Source organism: Nonomuraea pusilla, assembly GCF_900109355.1.
Classification (GTDB): Bacteria; Actinomycetota; Actinomycetes; order Streptosporangiales; family Streptosporangiaceae; genus Nonomuraea; species Nonomuraea pusilla.
Genome location: NZ_FOBF01000004.1, coordinates 60347 through 74765 on the forward strand (window position 1 = coordinate 60347; position 14419 = coordinate 74765).

The 14419-nt window shown below is 73.2% G+C and carries 13 protein-coding genes; 8 read left to right on the top strand and 5 right to left on the bottom strand.

The features are described from left to right. The first annotated feature begins 119 nt into the window (after positions 1-119). Entirely contained in the window at positions 120-1094 is a 975-nt protein-coding gene (locus BMX74_RS09265; protein WP_091099681.1) for an excalibur calcium-binding domain-containing protein, read from the top strand. A 19-nt stretch (positions 1095-1113) separates the two neighbouring features. Here the strand turns inward: BMX74_RS09265 and BMX74_RS09270 are convergent, their stop codons facing one another. Genes BMX74_RS09270 through BMX74_RS09280 form a run of 3 tightly spaced genes read right to left on the bottom strand, consistent with a single transcriptional unit; the run spans position 1114 to position 4967 of the window. Beyond that, positions 1114-2493: an NCS2 family permease gene (locus BMX74_RS09270; RefSeq protein ID WP_091099683.1), complete on the bottom strand. Its 1380-nt coding sequence runs from the start codon at positions 2491-2493 to the stop codon at positions 1114-1116. Positions 2494-2551: 58 nt separating this feature from the next. Next, entirely contained in the window at positions 2552-2785 is a 234-nt protein-coding gene (locus BMX74_RS09275; RefSeq protein ID WP_055503307.1) for an EF-hand domain-containing protein, read from the bottom strand. After that, positions 2778-4967, bottom strand: a complete 2190-nt coding sequence (locus tag BMX74_RS09280; protein WP_055503306.1) for a molybdopterin cofactor-binding domain-containing protein — start codon at positions 4965-4967, stop codon at positions 2778-2780. Before BMX74_RS09280 ends, BMX74_RS09275 begins: the two co-directional genes overlap by 8 nt. Positions 4968-5060: 93 nt before the next feature. Here BMX74_RS09280 and BMX74_RS09285 point away from each other — a divergent pair, with 93 nt between their 5' ends. From BMX74_RS09285 to BMX74_RS09305, 5 genes are all read left to right on the top strand, one after another. Beyond that, positions 5061-6563 carry a helix-turn-helix domain-containing protein gene (locus tag BMX74_RS09285; RefSeq protein ID WP_091099686.1) on the top strand — a complete coding sequence of 501 codons (1503 nt, stop codon included), beginning with the start codon at positions 5061-5063 and terminating at the stop codon, positions 6561-6563. 246 nt (positions 6564-6809) lie between these two features. Next, positions 6810-8093 (top strand): helix-turn-helix domain-containing protein, encoded by a 1284-nt coding sequence (locus BMX74_RS09290; RefSeq protein ID WP_091099689.1) that lies wholly within the window; start codon positions 6810-6812, stop codon positions 8091-8093. Positions 8094-8140: 47 nt separating this feature from the next. Next, the gene (locus BMX74_RS09295; RefSeq protein ID WP_055503303.1) at positions 8141-8749 is read left to right on the top strand and encodes a copper resistance CopC family protein; all 609 of its coding nucleotides are present in this window, start codon (positions 8141-8143) and stop codon (positions 8747-8749) included. Continuing rightward, positions 8746-10731, top strand: coding sequence for a bifunctional copper resistance protein CopD/cytochrome c oxidase assembly protein (locus BMX74_RS09300; RefSeq protein ID WP_091099692.1), 1986 nt, complete (start codon positions 8746-8748; stop codon positions 10729-10731). The genes BMX74_RS09295 and BMX74_RS09300 overlap by 4 nt, the downstream gene beginning before the upstream one ends. 224 nt (positions 10732-10955) lie before the next feature. Further along, a complete protein-coding gene (locus tag BMX74_RS09305) occupies positions 10956-11327 on the top strand; it encodes an ATP-binding protein (protein ID WP_055503301.1) in 372 nt (123 codons plus the stop codon). 104 nt (positions 11328-11431) lie between these two features. Here the strand turns inward: BMX74_RS09305 and map are convergent, their stop codons facing one another. Further along, positions 11432-12280, bottom strand: coding sequence for a type I methionyl aminopeptidase (gene map / locus BMX74_RS09310; RefSeq protein WP_055503300.1), 849 nt, complete (start codon positions 12278-12280; stop codon positions 11432-11434). Positions 12281-12285: 5 nt separating this feature from the next. On the opposite strand from map, the gene BMX74_RS09315 reads away from it, so the two are divergent. Further along, on the top strand, positions 12286-12489 hold the full coding sequence (locus BMX74_RS09315; protein ID WP_055503299.1) for a hypothetical protein: 204 nt from the start codon (positions 12286-12288) through the stop codon (positions 12487-12489). A gap of 190 nt (positions 12490-12679) precedes the next feature. On the opposite strand, the gene sigJ is transcribed toward BMX74_RS09315, so the two are convergent. Next, positions 12680-13612, bottom strand: coding sequence for an RNA polymerase sigma factor SigJ (sigJ, locus tag BMX74_RS09320; protein ID WP_091099693.1), 933 nt, complete (start codon positions 13610-13612; stop codon positions 12680-12682). Between the two features lie 157 nt (positions 13613-13769). Here sigJ and BMX74_RS09325 point away from each other — a divergent pair, with 157 nt between their 5' ends. Continuing rightward, positions 13770-14399: an LUD domain-containing protein gene (locus BMX74_RS09325; protein ID WP_091099696.1), complete on the top strand. Its 630-nt coding sequence runs from the start codon at positions 13770-13772 to the stop codon at positions 14397-14399. The last annotated feature ends 20 nt before the right edge of the window (positions 14400-14419 follow it).

Sequence of the window (14419 nt, forward strand, 5' to 3'; positions counted from 1 at the left end):
GCTTTTCACCATTGTTCCTCGCAAGTGGTGAAAAATGCGGTGGTCGGCTGATTACCTGGGCGGGGCGCGTCCTCGATAGGCTCACCCGCAGCCCGAACGTCAGGATGAGGTCGCCATCGATGGACAAGCCGGAACAGCCGCCGCCCGCGGCACCGGGGGAGCCGAAGGCCAGCCGACTCACCACCATCGTGCTGATCGTCGCGCTCGTCCTCGTCGTCCTGGTCGCCGGAGTGCTCGCCACCGTCGCCGTGCTGATGACGAAGAGCCCCGACGTGCCGCTCCTCGGCGGCGCGCCTCCGCAGCGGCTGGCGACGCCCATCCACTTCGCGCCGGTCCGCGAGACCAAGCCCGCGCCGTGCCCCGGCGAGCAGGCCGTGCTCGACGAGGCGCAGACCACCTGCTACCTCCTGGAGGACGGCGTCACCGTCCTCGCGGTGCAGCGCATCCAGTCCGTACGGGAGAAGAACGGCCAGTACTCCGTCCGCATCGCCGTCGCCGCCGGGTTCAAGGAGAAGCTGGTGCAGCTCATCGACGAGCAGGTGGCCGAGCAGCGGCAGGTCGCCGTCGTCCTCGCGCCCGAACAGCCCGACGCGCCGAAGACCGTCGTGGCCGCGCCGATCGTCACCCAGGGCATGGACGGCGACAGCCTCAGCATCACCGGCTTCTCCCAGGCCGACGCCGAGGAGCTGGCGGCGGTCCTCCTGGGGAGCAGCGCCTCGCCGCCCGCCTCGCCCGCCGCCTCACCCGCCGCGTCGCCGCCCGCGTCCCAGCCCGGCACCGACCCGGGAGCCACCAACCCTGGCACGACGAACCCGGGCACGACGAACCCTGGCACCACCGGCTCGACGAACTCAGGCACCACCGGCACCACCGGCACCGGTGGCACCGGTGGCACCGGCGACCCGGGCGGCGGCCCCCCGAGGACGAACCCCGCCTCCGGCGGCAGACGCACCCCCGACCCCCGCCTGGGCTCCTGCAAGGAGGCCGTCGCCCAGGGCTACGGCCCCTACAGCAAGGGCCTCCACGAGGAGTACTCCTGGTACACCGACGTCGACGGCAACGGCGTCGCCTGCAACAGCGCCGACCTGCGCTGACACCGGGCAGCCAGGGCCTCTACGACAGCAGCTTCTCCACCCCGGCGATGCCGAAGTAGGCGAGGAAGACCGCCGACACCACCCACAGCAGCCAGGGGATCTCGGCGAACCTCCCCCTCGCCGCCTTGATCAGCGTGTAGACGATCACCCCGGCGCCCACGCCGTTCGTGATCGAGTACGTGAACGGCATCAGCGCGATCGTGAGGAATGCCGGCACCGCGAGCTCCATGTTCTCCCACGGCACGTTCCTGCACTGCGTCATCATCAGCGCGCCGACCAGCACGAGCGCCGGGGCGGCCGCCGCGGCGGGCACCACGGCCGCGATGGGCGTGAACAGCAGCGTGGCTCCCAGCAGCACGCCCGTGGCGATGCTGGCCAGCCCGGTCCTCGCGCCCTCGCCCACGCCCGCCGCCGACTCCACGAACACCGTGCTCGCCGACGCGCTCACCGAGCCCCCGATCACGCCGGCCACGCCGTCCACCGTCAGGATGCGGCCCAGCCGCGGCACCCTGCCCTGCTCGTCCACCAGCCCGGCCTCGTCGCTCACGCCGATGATCGTGCCCATGGCGTCGAAGAACCCGGACAGGACCAGCGTGAACAGCACCACGGTCGCCGTCAGCGCGCCCGCCCTGACGAAACCGCCGAACACGTCGAACCGTCCGACCAGCCCGAAGTCCGGCGCCGAGATCAGCGACGCCGGCACGCGCGGCACGACGACGCCCCACGCGGCGGGGTCGATCCTGGCGACCGCGTTCACGGCCACGGCCAGCACGGTCGTCACGGCGATGCTGAGCAGGATGGCGGCGGGCGTTCTGCGCACGTACAGGACGATCATGAGGAGCAGGCCGAAGCAGAACACCGCGACGGGCCACCCGGTGAGGTGGCCGGTCGCGCCGAGCTGCACGGGCGTGCCGGTGCCGCGCGCCACGAACCCGGCGTCCACCAGGCCGATGAGCGCGATGAACAGCCCGATGCCCACGCTGATGGCGTGCTTGAGCGCGAGCGGGATCGCGTTCATGATGAGCGCGCGCAGGCCGGTGACCGCCAGGATGATGATCACAAGCCCTTCGAGCACGACCAGGCCCATGGCCTCGGCCCACGTCATGTACGGCGCGGCCTGGTAGGCCACCACCGCGTTCAGCCCGAGGCCCGCGGCCAGGCCGAAGGGCGCGTTGCCGACGAACGCCATGAGCAGCGTGGAGACGGCCGCCGCCAGCGCCGTGGAGGTGGTGAGCTGCGCGATCGAGAGCTTGGCGCCCGTGACGTCGCGCGCCCCTGCGAGGATGATCGGGTTCAGCAGGATGATGTAGGCCATCGCCATGAAGGTGGTGACGCCGCCACGCACCTCGCGGCCCACGGTGGTGCCCCGCCCGGTGAGCTCGAAGAACCTGTCGAGCACGCTCGTCCCCCCTCGCCGTCGGGGGGAACGATCACTGCCTACCCGGCGGGGCCGAGGGTCATGCCTTCTCGTGCCGCCCGTGGCCGACCAGGGCGACGAACTCCTCCAGTGCGACACGGCCGTCGCCGTCGCGGTCCGCGGACTGGATGAACGCCTCGATCTCGCTCTCCGACGCGCCCTCACCGCCGAGCGCCTGGTTGGCCTGCCGGATCTCGTCCGCGGTCAGCAGGCCGTCGCCGTCGGTGTCGAAACGCTTGAACTCGGCCTCGGCGGCTTCACGCGCGCTAGCCATCAGATACCTCCCCGTGATTGGACAAGGCGATATCTTCCGGCCTGATCGGAACACGCGTCAACCGGAGCCCGGTCGCCGCCCGCACCGCCGCCGCGATGGCCGGCGTGGACGACAGCGTCGGCGGCTCACCCGCCCCCCGCAGCCCGTACGGCGCCGCCGGGTCGGGGAACTCCAGGATCTTCAGCCGCATGGGCGGCATGTCGAGGACCGTGGGGATGAGGTAGTCGGTGAACGACGGGTTCAGCACCCGGCCGTCGCGCACCCGGATCTCCTCCATCAGCGCCAGGCCCAGCCCCTGCGCCGACCCGCCGTGGATCTGCCCCTCCAGCGCCTGCGGGTTGAGCGCCCGGCCGACGTCCTGCACGGCCGCCAGCTCCACCACCTTGACCAGGCCCAGCTCGACGTCCACGTCCACGACCGCCCGGTGCACGCACAGCGCGAGCTGCACGTGGCTGTCGCCCTGCCCGGTGCGGGGGTCGAGCGGGTACGTCGGCCGGTGCCTGAACACCCGCGTCTCCTCGATCGGCCCGGACCGCTCCAGCGCCTCCCGCGGCGGCAGCCCCTCGAAACGGGCCCGCACCGCCTCGCAGGCCAGCTTCACCGCGCCGCCCGTCACGTACGACTGGCGGGACGCCGACGACGAGCCCGCGGACCCCACGGACGTGTCCGCGGTGGCCACCGTCACGTCCGCGATGCCGAGCTCGGTCCGCGCGATCTGGGCCTGGAGCGTCACCAGGCCCTGACCCACCTCGGCCGCCGCCGTGCGCACCGTGACGTGCGGCTCCCCGCCCACCAGCTCGGCCCGCACCACGGCCGTGGAGTAGTCGTCGAAGCCCTCGGAGAAGCAGATGTTCTTGATGCCGACGCCGTAGCCGACGCCGCGCCGCACCGACTCGCCGTGCGTGGTCTGCGAGACGCCGCCCGGCAGGTCCCGCAGGTCCTGCAGGTCACGGCCGCGCGGCCCCGGCATCGGCAGCGACTCCAGCTCGCCGAGCATCTCCGCGAGCGGCGCCGGCGAGTCGACCACCTGCCCTGTGATCAAGGACGAGCCCTGGGAGACGGCGTTGCGCCGCCTGATCTCGACCGGCGACAGGCCGCACGCCTCGGCCAGCCGGTCCATCTGCGACTCGTACGCGAAGCACGCCTGCACCGCGCCGAACCCGCGCATCGCCCCGCACGGCGGGTTGTTGGTGTAGACGCCGGTCGCCACCACGTCCACGTTCGGCACCTCGTACGGCCCCACGCCGAGCGAGGCGGCGTTGCCCACGACGGCGGGGGAGGAGGAGCAGTACGCGCCGCCGTCGAGCAGGATGTCCGCCCTGACGTAGACGAGCCGCCCGTCGCGGGTGGCGCCGTGCTCGTAGCGCATCCTGGCCGGGTGCCGGTGCACGTGGCCGAAGAACGACTCCTCCCGCCCGTACACGATCTTCACGGGACGGTTCAGCCGCAGGGCCAGCAGGCAGGCGTGGACCTGCATCGACAGGTCCTCCCTGGCGCCGAACGCGCCGCCGACGCCCGAGAGCGTCAGCCGCACCTTCTCCGGCGGCAGGCCCAGGCAGGGGGCGAGCTGGTCGCGGTCCACGTGCAGCCACTGCGTGGCGACGTACAGGTCCACGCCGCCGTCCTCGGCGGGCACGGCGAGCCCCGACTCAGGCCCGAGGAACGCCTGGTCCTGCATGCCGACCTCGTACTCGCCGGTGACGACGACGTCCGCCTCGAACACCTCGCCCCTGCGCACCGGCTGGCGCCGCACGACCTCGGTGGCCAGGCGGGGGTCGGTGACGGCGGGGCGCGGCTCGTACTCCACGGCGACCAGGGCCGCCGCCCTGCGGGCCGTCTCGGGGTGGTCGGCGGCCACCAGCGCCACCGGCTCGCCCTGGTGGCGCACCTCGTCCACGGCGAGCACCGGCTGGTCCCTGCGTTCCAGCCCGTAGCGTTTCTCGCCGGGCACGTCCTCGTGGGTGAGGACGGCCAGCACGCCGGGCACGCGCAGCGCGGGGCCCACGTCGATCGACCTGATCCAGGCCGACGGGTGCGGGCTGCGCAGCGTCACGCCCCACACCATGCCGTCGAGCCAGAGGTCGGAGGCGTAGGCGAACTCGCCGGTCACCTTCAGCGTCGCGTCGGGCCGGCGCGCGCTCACGCCCACGCCGTGCAGCGCGGTGTCAGCCGTCTCGGTCATCCTCCGAGTAGAGCACCGCGGCCCGGCCGGTCCTATGCGCGTCGCGTGAAATCCCGGTCAGCGTCCGACCTGCGGGATTGTATATTCCTCCAAGTGCGCATCAGTGACCTGCTCGCCATCGGCGAGCTGCGCCTCACGCTGCTGACCGGCGACCCGCACCGCGAGTTCGGCGCCGTCCACATCACCGACCTGCCCGAGCCCGGACGCTACCTGTCGGGAGGCGAGCTGGTGCTCACCGGCCTCATGTGGCGGCACGCGCCCGGCGACTCGGCCCGCTTCGCCTCCGCGCTGGCCAGGGCGGGGGCCGCCGCCGTCGGCGCGGGCCTGGCCAGGCTCGGCCACGTCCCCGCCGACCTGGTCGCGGCCTGCGAGGCCGCCGGGCTGCCGGTCGTCGAGGTGCCGACGGAGGTGTCGTTCGGCAGGGTCGCCGAGCTGGCCGCGCCCGGCCTGTCGGCGGACGCCCGCGACGCCCGCGACGCCCTCGGCCGGCACCGCAGGCTCGTGGCGGCCATCGCCGAGGGCGCCGGCCTGCGCGAGCTGTTCGAGCTGACCGCCGCCGAACTCGGCGTCACCGGGGCGGTCATCTCCGCCGCGGGCGAGGTGGTCGCCGGCTCCGCCCCCGACCCCGCCGCCCTCGCCAGGGCGTACCTGACCGCGCCCAGGCTCCCCGCGTACGCGCACGGCAGGACGATCTTCGGGGTCGGGCGCGGGCACCGCGCCGCGGGATGGGCGCTCGCCTGCGACGGCGACCTGCTCGGCCGCGCCGACCTCGGCCACGAGCTGGCCGCCTGCGTCGCGCTCGAACGCGGGCGCATGGAGGAGGGCCGCAGGGTCGAGCGCCGGCTCGCCGGGCAGCTCGTCGGGGCCGCGCTCGCCGGGGCCGACCCCTCCGAGCTGAACGCGCGGCTGCGCACCTGCGGCCTGGACGCCGCCGAACCGTACGCCGTCGTGAACGTCACCGCCGCCAGGCCGGGCGCGACGCGCGGCCCCGACCCGGTCACGCTCGGCGGCAGGGTGGTGGAGGAACTGCTGAGCCGCGAGATCGTGGCGGCCGACGGGCCGGGCGGGGCCGTCGCCCTCGTGCCGCTGCGCGGCGCCACCGTCGGGCGGCTCGCCGCGCGGCTGCGGGCGGGGGCCGGCGTGCTGTCCGCCCTGCCGGGCACGCGCGTCTGCTGCGGGCTGAGCGGCGCGCTGACGGGCGCCGCCGGCGTCAAGGGCGGGATCGAGGAGTCGGGCCACGCCAGACGGCTGGCGGAGGCCCGAGGGGGAGGGGTGGTGACGAGCGACGAGATCTACACGCACGCGCTGCTGCTGGCCACCGTGCCGGGCGACGTGCGGCGGTCGTTCTCGTCGCGGCTGCTGTCGCCGCTGCTCGACTACGACCGCCGCCACCAGTCGGAGCTGGTGCGCACCCTCGGCGTGTTCCTCGACTGCGCGGGATCGTGGAACGCGTGCGCCGAACGGCTGCACGTGCACGTCAACACGGTCCGCTACCGCGTCCGCAGGATCGAGGAGCTCACGGGCAGGAACCTGTCGGCGATGGCGGACCGCGTCGACTTCTTCCTCGCGCTCAGGGACACCGCGCCGCCCACCTGAACCGTGCTCGTCGGGCGAGCGGGCGGTCGTGCGTCCCCGGCCGGACGCCGGCTAGCAGCAGAGTGCGTCGCCGAGCTGGACGGCAGGGGCAGACGACTGAGCCTGGGCGGCCGTACTATTGCCTGCGACGGTCACGAAGGCCGTGAGCAAGGCAGCAAGTGCGGACAGGGCGATACGCGTGCGCATGGGGGTTCTCCCTCGCCTAGGTGTGTTGCTTGGACGTCATCATCTCAAGGAGCGGCGGCTGTGACCACATCTGACCTGGTCGGACTCCGTATTAAGACTGTCCGGCGGCAGCGTGGGCTGTCGCAGGCGCAGCTTGCGCACCCCGAGTTGTCTGACAGCTACGTCTCCTTGATCGAGAGCGGTAAGCGTACCCCTACCCCTGCCGTTCTGGAGCTGCTGGCGCAGAAGCTCGACTGCTCGCTGTCCTATCTGATCAACGGCGTGACCGCCGAGCAGATGGAGGACATCGAACTGGCGCTCGGTTACGCGAGGCTCGCGCTGGAGAACGGTGAGGTCTCCGAGGCCCGCACCCGCTTCGCCGAGCTTCTGGCGAACAACAACCTGACAGGTCTGACCGCTCTTCGTCAAGACACCGAATTCGGGCTCGCCCTCGCCACCGAGGCGTGCGGCGACCGCGACGAGGCCATCGCGATCCTGCTGCGCCTGCAGGGCGAGGACGTCCCGGCGGAGCGCCGCATCGAGATCGCCATCGCGCTGTGCCGCGCCTACCGCGAGAGCAACCGGCTCACCGAGGCCGTCGAGATCGGCGAGAGCATCCTGGGCGGCGCCACCCGCCCCGCCTGGTCCGACCTGCTGGTCGAGCTGGGCTCCACGCTGCTCGGCGCCTACATCGTGCGGGGCGACCACCTGCGGGCCCGCCAGTTCGCCGCCGAGCTGCTGAACGCCTCCGACACCCTCGGCACGCCCAGGGCCATGGCCGCCGCCAACTGGAACGCCGCCTACACCGCGAGCCACACCGGCCACCGAGAGGAGGCGCTGACCTTCGCCGAGCGGGCCCTCGCGCTGCACACCGAGACGGCCCACCCGCGGTTCCTCGCCAGGATGCGCGTCTCCTACGCGCAGATCTTCCGCCGCGCCCGCCCCCAGGACGCCGGCCAGCTGCGCGACCTGCTCACCCGCGCGGTCACCGAGCACGAGGAGAGCGCCACGAGCGGCGGCAACAGGGCCCAGGCCCTGGCCGAGCTGGCCTGCGTCGAGCTCATGAGCGGCGACTCCGAGGCGGCGATCCGCCACGGTCTCGCCGCCGACGCGATGCTCACCGACACGGAGGTCGGGCAGGAGCCCGAGGCCGGGCTGCTGCTCGGGCTCGCGTACGGCGCGCGGGGCGACTTCGCCGAGGCCGAGCGGCACGTCGCCCGGGTGCGCGCCTCGCTGGAGCCGCTGCCCGGCTCCATGCAGTCGGCCAGCTCCTGGTACGCCACCGCCGAGACGCTGGAGCGGCTCGGCGACTCCGACGCGGCCGTCGAGTCGTACCAGCGGGCGCTGGCCTGCGCGGGAGTTTAACGGCGGAGTCCGGACCGGGCGGTGGCGTCGGTAGCCTTGGGGGTGTCATGAAGAGATCCCCGCTCGCGGCCGCCGCCGCGATTCTCGCCGCCCTGTTCGTGATCGTCACGGCCGGCCCGGCCCTGGCGCACGACACACTCAAGAGCAGCACCCCGGCCAAGGGGGCCACGGTGAAGACGCTCGACGAGGTCAAGCTGGAGTTCAGCGCCGGCGTGCGCATGCCGTTCGTCATCGTGCGCGGTGCCGGCGACGCCCAGCACCAGCGCGGCGAGCCGCAGGTCGACGGCTCCGTCGTGACGCAGGCCGTCGAGGGGCCCCTGCCCGACGGGGCGTACACGATCGCCTTCCGCGTCGTGTCGTCCGACGGGCACCCCATCGAGGGTGAGATCCCGTTCACGGTCAAGGGCGCGCCCTCGGCGTCCGCCACGCCGTCCGCGTCCGCCTCGGTGTCCGCGTCCGCATCCGCGTCCGCCTCCGTGCCCCCGGCCACGCCTGAGGCGTCGCAGAGCGCCGCGGCGAGCCCGCCCGCCGCGCCCGCCGCGCAGACCGCCTCCGGCGAGGGGACGTCCTTCCCCGTCTGGCTGATCATCGTGGTCGGCGCGCTCGTCGGCATCGGCATCGGGTTCCTGCTGAGCGCGCGGAAGAGCAAGCCGTGAGCAGGGCAGCGCGGCTGGGTGTCGCGGGGGCGGTCGCCGCCGTGGCCGCCCTGGTGCTCGGCATGATCGCCGGCGGCAGGGCGTTCCCCAGGATCATCCCGGGTCTGCCCGACGCGGGCGTGATCGTCCGCTGGGGGCTGCCGGTGTCGAAGGTGCTCCTCGACGCCGCGGGCGTCGTCACCGTCGGCCTGCTGCTGACCGCCGCGCTGCTGCTGCCCGCCGACAAGGGCGTGCTCGGGGCCGCGGCCCAGCGCTACGTCAGGGCCGCCTCGTGGTCGGGGCTCACCTGGGCGGGCGGGGCGTTCCTCGCGATCGTCTTCAGCACCGCCGAGTCGTGGGGCCGCTCGGTCCCCGACATCTTCAACAGCGTCTACCTCACCAGCTACGCCACCCAGACCACGCAGGGCGTGGCGCTCACCCTCGTCGTGCTGTTCGGCGTGGCCATCGCGCTGTTCTCGCGCGGCGCGATCACCTCGGGCGCGGCGGCGGCGCTGCTCGTGCTCGCCCTGGTGACGCTGCTGCCGCCCCCGCTGACCGGCCACACGTCCTCCTCGCCCAACCACGACCTGGCCACCTCGTCGCTGTCGCTGCACATGCTCGCGCTCGCGCTGTGGGTGGGCGGCCTGGTCGTGCTCGCCGTGCACGCGGTGAGCGGGCAGCAGCAGCTCGACGTCGCCGCGGCCCGCTTCTCCAGGATGGCGATGTGGTGCTTCGCCGCCGTCGGCCTGTCCGGCGTGTTCAGCCTGGTGGCGCGGCTCGGCGCGGTCTCCGACCTGTGGACGTCCGACTACGGCAAGCTGGCCACCGCCAAGATCGTCGCGTTCGTGCTGCTCGGCTACGTCGGCTGGTGGCACCGCCAGCGCACGCTGGCCGGGCTGCGGGCCGGGCGGCCCCGCTCCTTCACCCGCCTGGCCGGCGGCGAGGCGATGCTCATGCTCGCCACCGTCGGCCTGGCCGTCGCGCTGTCCCGCACGCCGCCGCCCGACTTCACCACCCCCGCCGACCGCGCCTACGAGCTGCTCGGCTTCCCCATGCCGCCGCCGTACTCCCTGCCTAACGTGTTCTCGCTGTGGTGGTTCGACCTGTTCTTCGCGGCCGTGGCCCTGGCGCTGGCCGGCCTGTACGGCGCCGGCGTCGCCAGGCTGCTGCGCCGCGGCGACCGCTGGCCGTGGGGACGCACGGTGTCGTGGTTCCTCGGCGTGGCCGTGCTGGTCTTCGCCACGCAGAGCGGCCTCGCCAGGTACGCCAAGGTCATGTTCGACGTCCACATGATCGAGCACATGACCCTCTCCATGGTCGTGCCGATCTTCCTGGTGCTCGGCGCGCCCGTGACGCTGGCGCTGCGCGCGCTCAAGCCGGCGGCCAGGCGCGGCGACAGGGGGCCGCGGGAGTGGCTCACCACGATCCTGCACAGCCAGGTCGTCAAGGTCCTCAGCCACCCGATCATCGCCACGTCCATCTTCGTGGCCTCGACGTACGGGCTGTACTTCACGCCGCTGTTCGAGGCGGCGATGAAGGAGCACCTCGGCCACATCTGGATGACCCTGCACTTCCTCATCAGCGGGGCGCTGTTCTTCTGGGTGATCGTCGGCGTCGACCCGGCGCCCAACCGCCTGCCGTACGTCGGGCGGCTGCTGACGCTCTTCGTGACGATGCCCTTCCACGCGTTCTTCGGCATCGCCCTGATGATGACCGGCACCGTCATCGCCTCCGGCTGGTACGAGCAGCTCGGCCGCGCCTGGGGGTCGAGCCTGCTGCAGAGCCAGCAGGACGGCGGCGCCATCGCCTGGGGCTTCGGTGAGATCCCCACGCTCATCGTGCTGCTCGCCATCGCCTTCCAGTGGTACGGCGACGAGGACAGGAAGGCCCGCCGCACCGACCGCCAGGCCGACAGGGCCGACAGAGCCGGCACCGGCGACTCCGAGCTCGACTCCTACAACGCCTACCTCGCGCGTCTCAACCGGGCCGACAACGGGGAGTAGCGGATCGGCCATGGCCTTCTATCTTCGGCCGACAGGTTCCTGACCGGCGGGTAGCCTTCCTAGCAGGGCAGACACGCATCACCCCGGCAGTGGTCCCGGCCGCGCCCGCGCCGGGGAGGTGCGCACCGCGTCACGGGCGCGGCCGGAGAGGGGGCCGGCTGCCCGGGGGCGCAGGAAGGCGAGAACCAGTGTCGGAAGAGACGCGGATGCGCGGGGGACGGAGTTTGGCCGAGGCCCTGGAGAGCCGCCTCGCCGAGTGGTCCGAACGCACGGGGGTCACCGTCGAGACGTGGGCGCTGCCCGCCACCGACGTGCCGGCCCGGGTGTCGTCGGCGGTGCTGACGGTGTTCGACGAGGCGCTGTCCAACGTCGAGCGGCACAGCAGGGCCCGTACGGTGGCGATCGCGGTGACCGCGGGCAGGAGCGGCCTGCGCCTGACCATCAGCGACGACGGCCAGGGGCTGGCGGGAGCCGCAGCGGGCAGCGGGGTGGCCCGCATGCGGGCGGCCTTCGCCGAGGTCGGCGGCACGCTGTCGGTGCACGGCGTGGAAGGCGAGGGCACGACGGTCAGCGGCGTGGTGCCGGCGGCCGCCTGACGGCAGGCCGCAGTGACCCCCTGCGGGCCGCCGTGACAGGCTACGAGCCGCCGTGACGCGCGGCGGCCGTCGAGACGCGCGGCGGCCGCTGTGACGCGCGGTGGCTACGGCAGGGTGAGGATCTCGCTGCCGGTCTCGGTGACGACGATCGTGTGCTCGAACTGGGCGGTGCGCTTGCGGTCCTTCGTCACCGCGGTCCAGCCGTCGGGCCAGATGTCGTACTCGATCACGCCGAGCGTCAGCATCGGCTCGATGGTGAACGTCATGCCGGGCACCAGCTCCACGCGCAGCGACGGGTCGTCGTAGTGGGGCACGACGAGGCCCGAGTGGAACGTCGTGCCGATGCCGTGGCCGGTGAAGTCGCGCACCACGCCGTAGCCGAACCGCTTGGCGTACGCCTCGATGACGCGGCCCACCACGTTGAGCTGGCGGCCGGGCGCGACCGCCTTGATGCCGCGCATCATCGCCTCACGGGTGCGCTCGACCAGCAGCCGCGACTCCTCGTCGACCTCGCCCACGAGGAACGTGGCGTCGGTGTCGCCGTGGACCCCGCCGATGAAGGCCGTGATGTCGACGTTGACGATGTCGCCGTCGCGCAGCGCCGTGTCGTCGGGGATGCCGTGGCAGATGACCTCGTTGATCGACGTGCACAGCGACTTGGGGTAGCCGCGGTAGCCGAGCGTGCTCGGGTAGGCGCCGTGGTCGAGGAGGAACTCGTGGCCGATGCGGTCGAGCTCGTCGGTGGTGACCCCCGGCGCGACGTGCCGGCCCACCTCCTCCAGGGCCTGCGCGGCGATCCTGCCCGCCACCCGCATCCGCTCGATGAGCTCGGGGGTCTTGACGTCGGGCTCGCCGGTCTTGGGACGCTTCCTGCCGACGTACTCCGGCCGCTCGATCTGCGGGGGAACCTTTCGCATCGGGGAAACTCGCCCGGGCTGGAGCAGTGTCGTCATGAAACATGAGTCTACGGGGCAGAATTGGTCGCGTGACCGAAGGCCAGTGGTGGTTCTGTCTGACACACATGCGGGTCGAGCCCGACCAGGGCTGCCCCAACAAGGACCGCATGGGTCCGTACGCGACCCAGGAGGAGGCGGCGGGCGCTCTGCAGCGCGCCGCCGAACGCAACAAGGCGTGGGACGAGGCCGAGGAGGACGACGACTAGAGCCTGCGCGGACCTGACTCGGGGAGACCGCCGCGCCGTGCGCCTGCCGGCGACGGCGCGGGTTCCGGCTGACCCGCGGCCCGGCGGCGTGGGTTCCGGCTGACCTGCGGTCAGGCGGCGTGGGTCCCGGCTGACGGCGGCCCGGCGGCGTGGGTTGCGGCTGACCCGCGGTCAGGCTGGCCGCCGGGCGTCAGCCTCTGGTCCAGGCGCGGAGTTTCGCAGGGTCGAACACCGCCCAGACGCGCGTGACGCGGTCGCCCGCGACGTCGAAGGCCAGCACCGCCGTGGTGGCGCCGTCCTGCTGGGCGACCAGACCGGGCCGGCCGTTGACGGTGCGCTCCAGGATCGTCAGGCCGGGCGCCCGGCCGGTCAGCTCGACGCAGGCGCGCGCGACCTGCTCGCCGCCCTCGACCCGCGGGCGCCGCACGACGACGCCGCCACCGTCGGCGATGACCGTGGCATCGGGGTCGAGCAGGCCGACCAGGGCGTCGATGTCCCCGGCCTCCCAGGCCCGCCTGAAGCCCCTGACGACGGCGGCCTGCCGGGGCGCCGGCGCCGGGGAAGGCTGTGACGCGCGCACGCGGCGGCGGCCCGAGGAGGCGAGCTGGCGGCACGCCGCCGGGGTGCGGCCGACGATCTCGGCCACCTCGGCGAAGGAGTAGCGGAAGACGTCGTGCAGGACGAACGCGACGCGCTCGGCCGGGGTCATCGACTCCAGCACGACCAGGAACGCCATGCTGACCGACTCGTCCAGGGTGACCAGGTCGGCGGGGTCGGCGGTGCCGCCGCCCGGCCGACCGTCCGTCCACTCGCCCGGTTCGGGCAACGGCTCCGGGATCCATTCGCCCACGGAGGTCTCTCGCCGCACCCGTGCCGAGCCGAGCACGTTGAGGCAGACCCGGCCGGCGACCTTCGTCAGCCAGGCGCCGGGCGATTCGACGGCGTCCTGCTGCTGCGCGGACATCGCGTACCAGCGGGCGTAGGTCTCCTGCACGGCGTCCTCGGCCTCCGCCAGGGAGCCGAGGAGCCGGTAGGCGAGGTTGATCAGCCGGCCCCGCTCGCCCGTGACCGCGTCCGGCACCGGACCGGGTCGGCGGTTCCCTGGCCAGGATCGGGTGTTCATGGTGCCGGTGGCTCCCTCGGTCGCGTCTGCCCTCACCTGTTCGACAGGACAGCGCACCGGAATGTGAGGTCGGGGCGCCGCCTGACATTCCGGCGCGCTGTCCTGTCGAGGAGGTGGGACGAACACGTCTCACCTCACCACAGGCCCAGGAGGCACCATGACCACCCCGATCCCGGCGACACGCTTCGCCGACCCCGCGCCCGCGGAACACCTGGAGCGGGCGGCCGACGCGCTGGCCGCGCACGGGTTCACCGTCGAGATCCTCGACGACGTCGCCGCCGCGCGCGCCCGCGTCGAGGACCTGATACCCGAGGGCGCCAGCGTGTTCACCGGCGCCAGCGAAACCCTCCGGCTGTCCGGCATCGAGGCCGACATCAACACCAGCGGACGGTACGACGCCGTCAGGCCACGCGTCCTCGCCATGGACCGCGGCACCGAACAGGACGAGATCCGGCGGCTGACGTCCACCCCCGACGTCATCATGGGCAGCGTCCACGCGGTCACAGAGACCGGCTCGCTCGTGGTCGCCTCGGGCAGCGGGAGCCAGCTCCCCGGATACGCCGGCGGCGCCGCCCGGGCGATCTGGATCGTCGGGGCGCAGAAGGTGGTGCCCGACCTGCCCACCGCTCTGCGCCGCGTCGAAGAGCACTGCCTTCCGCTGGAGAGCGCCCGTACCCAGGCGGTCCACGGGTGGCCCAGCGCCGTCAACCGTCTCCTCGTGCTCAACGCGGAAGCCCGCCCCGGGCGCGGCACCGTCCTCCTCCTCCGCGAAGCCATCGGATTCTGAGGACGGTCGCGAGCGACCAC

Coding starts and splice junctions, on each gene's coding strand:
- BMX74_RS09280 (WP_055503306.1), bottom strand. CDS start 4,967: ATGACCGAGACGGCTGACACCGCGCTGCACGGCGTGGGCGTGAGCGCG.
- sigJ (WP_091099693.1), bottom strand. CDS start 13,612: ATGAACACCCGATCCTGGCCAGGGAACCGCCGACCCGGTCCGGTGCCG.
- BMX74_RS09295 (WP_055503303.1), top strand. CDS start 8,141: ATGAAGAGATCCCCGCTCGCGGCCGCCGCCGCGATTCTCGCCGCCCTG.
- map (WP_055503300.1), bottom strand. CDS start 12,280: ATGACGACACTGCTCCAGCCCGGGCGAGTTTCCCCGATGCGAAAGGTT.
- BMX74_RS09315 (WP_055503299.1), top strand. CDS start 12,286: ATGAGTCTACGGGGCAGAATTGGTCGCGTGACCGAAGGCCAGTGGTGG.
- BMX74_RS09325 (WP_091099696.1), top strand. CDS start 13,770: ATGACCACCCCGATCCCGGCGACACGCTTCGCCGACCCCGCGCCCGCG.
- BMX74_RS09275 (WP_055503307.1), bottom strand. CDS start 2,785: ATGGCTAGCGCGCGTGAAGCCGCCGAGGCCGAGTTCAAGCGTTTCGAC.
- BMX74_RS09265 (WP_091099681.1), top strand. CDS start 120: ATGGACAAGCCGGAACAGCCGCCGCCCGCGGCACCGGGGGAGCCGAAG.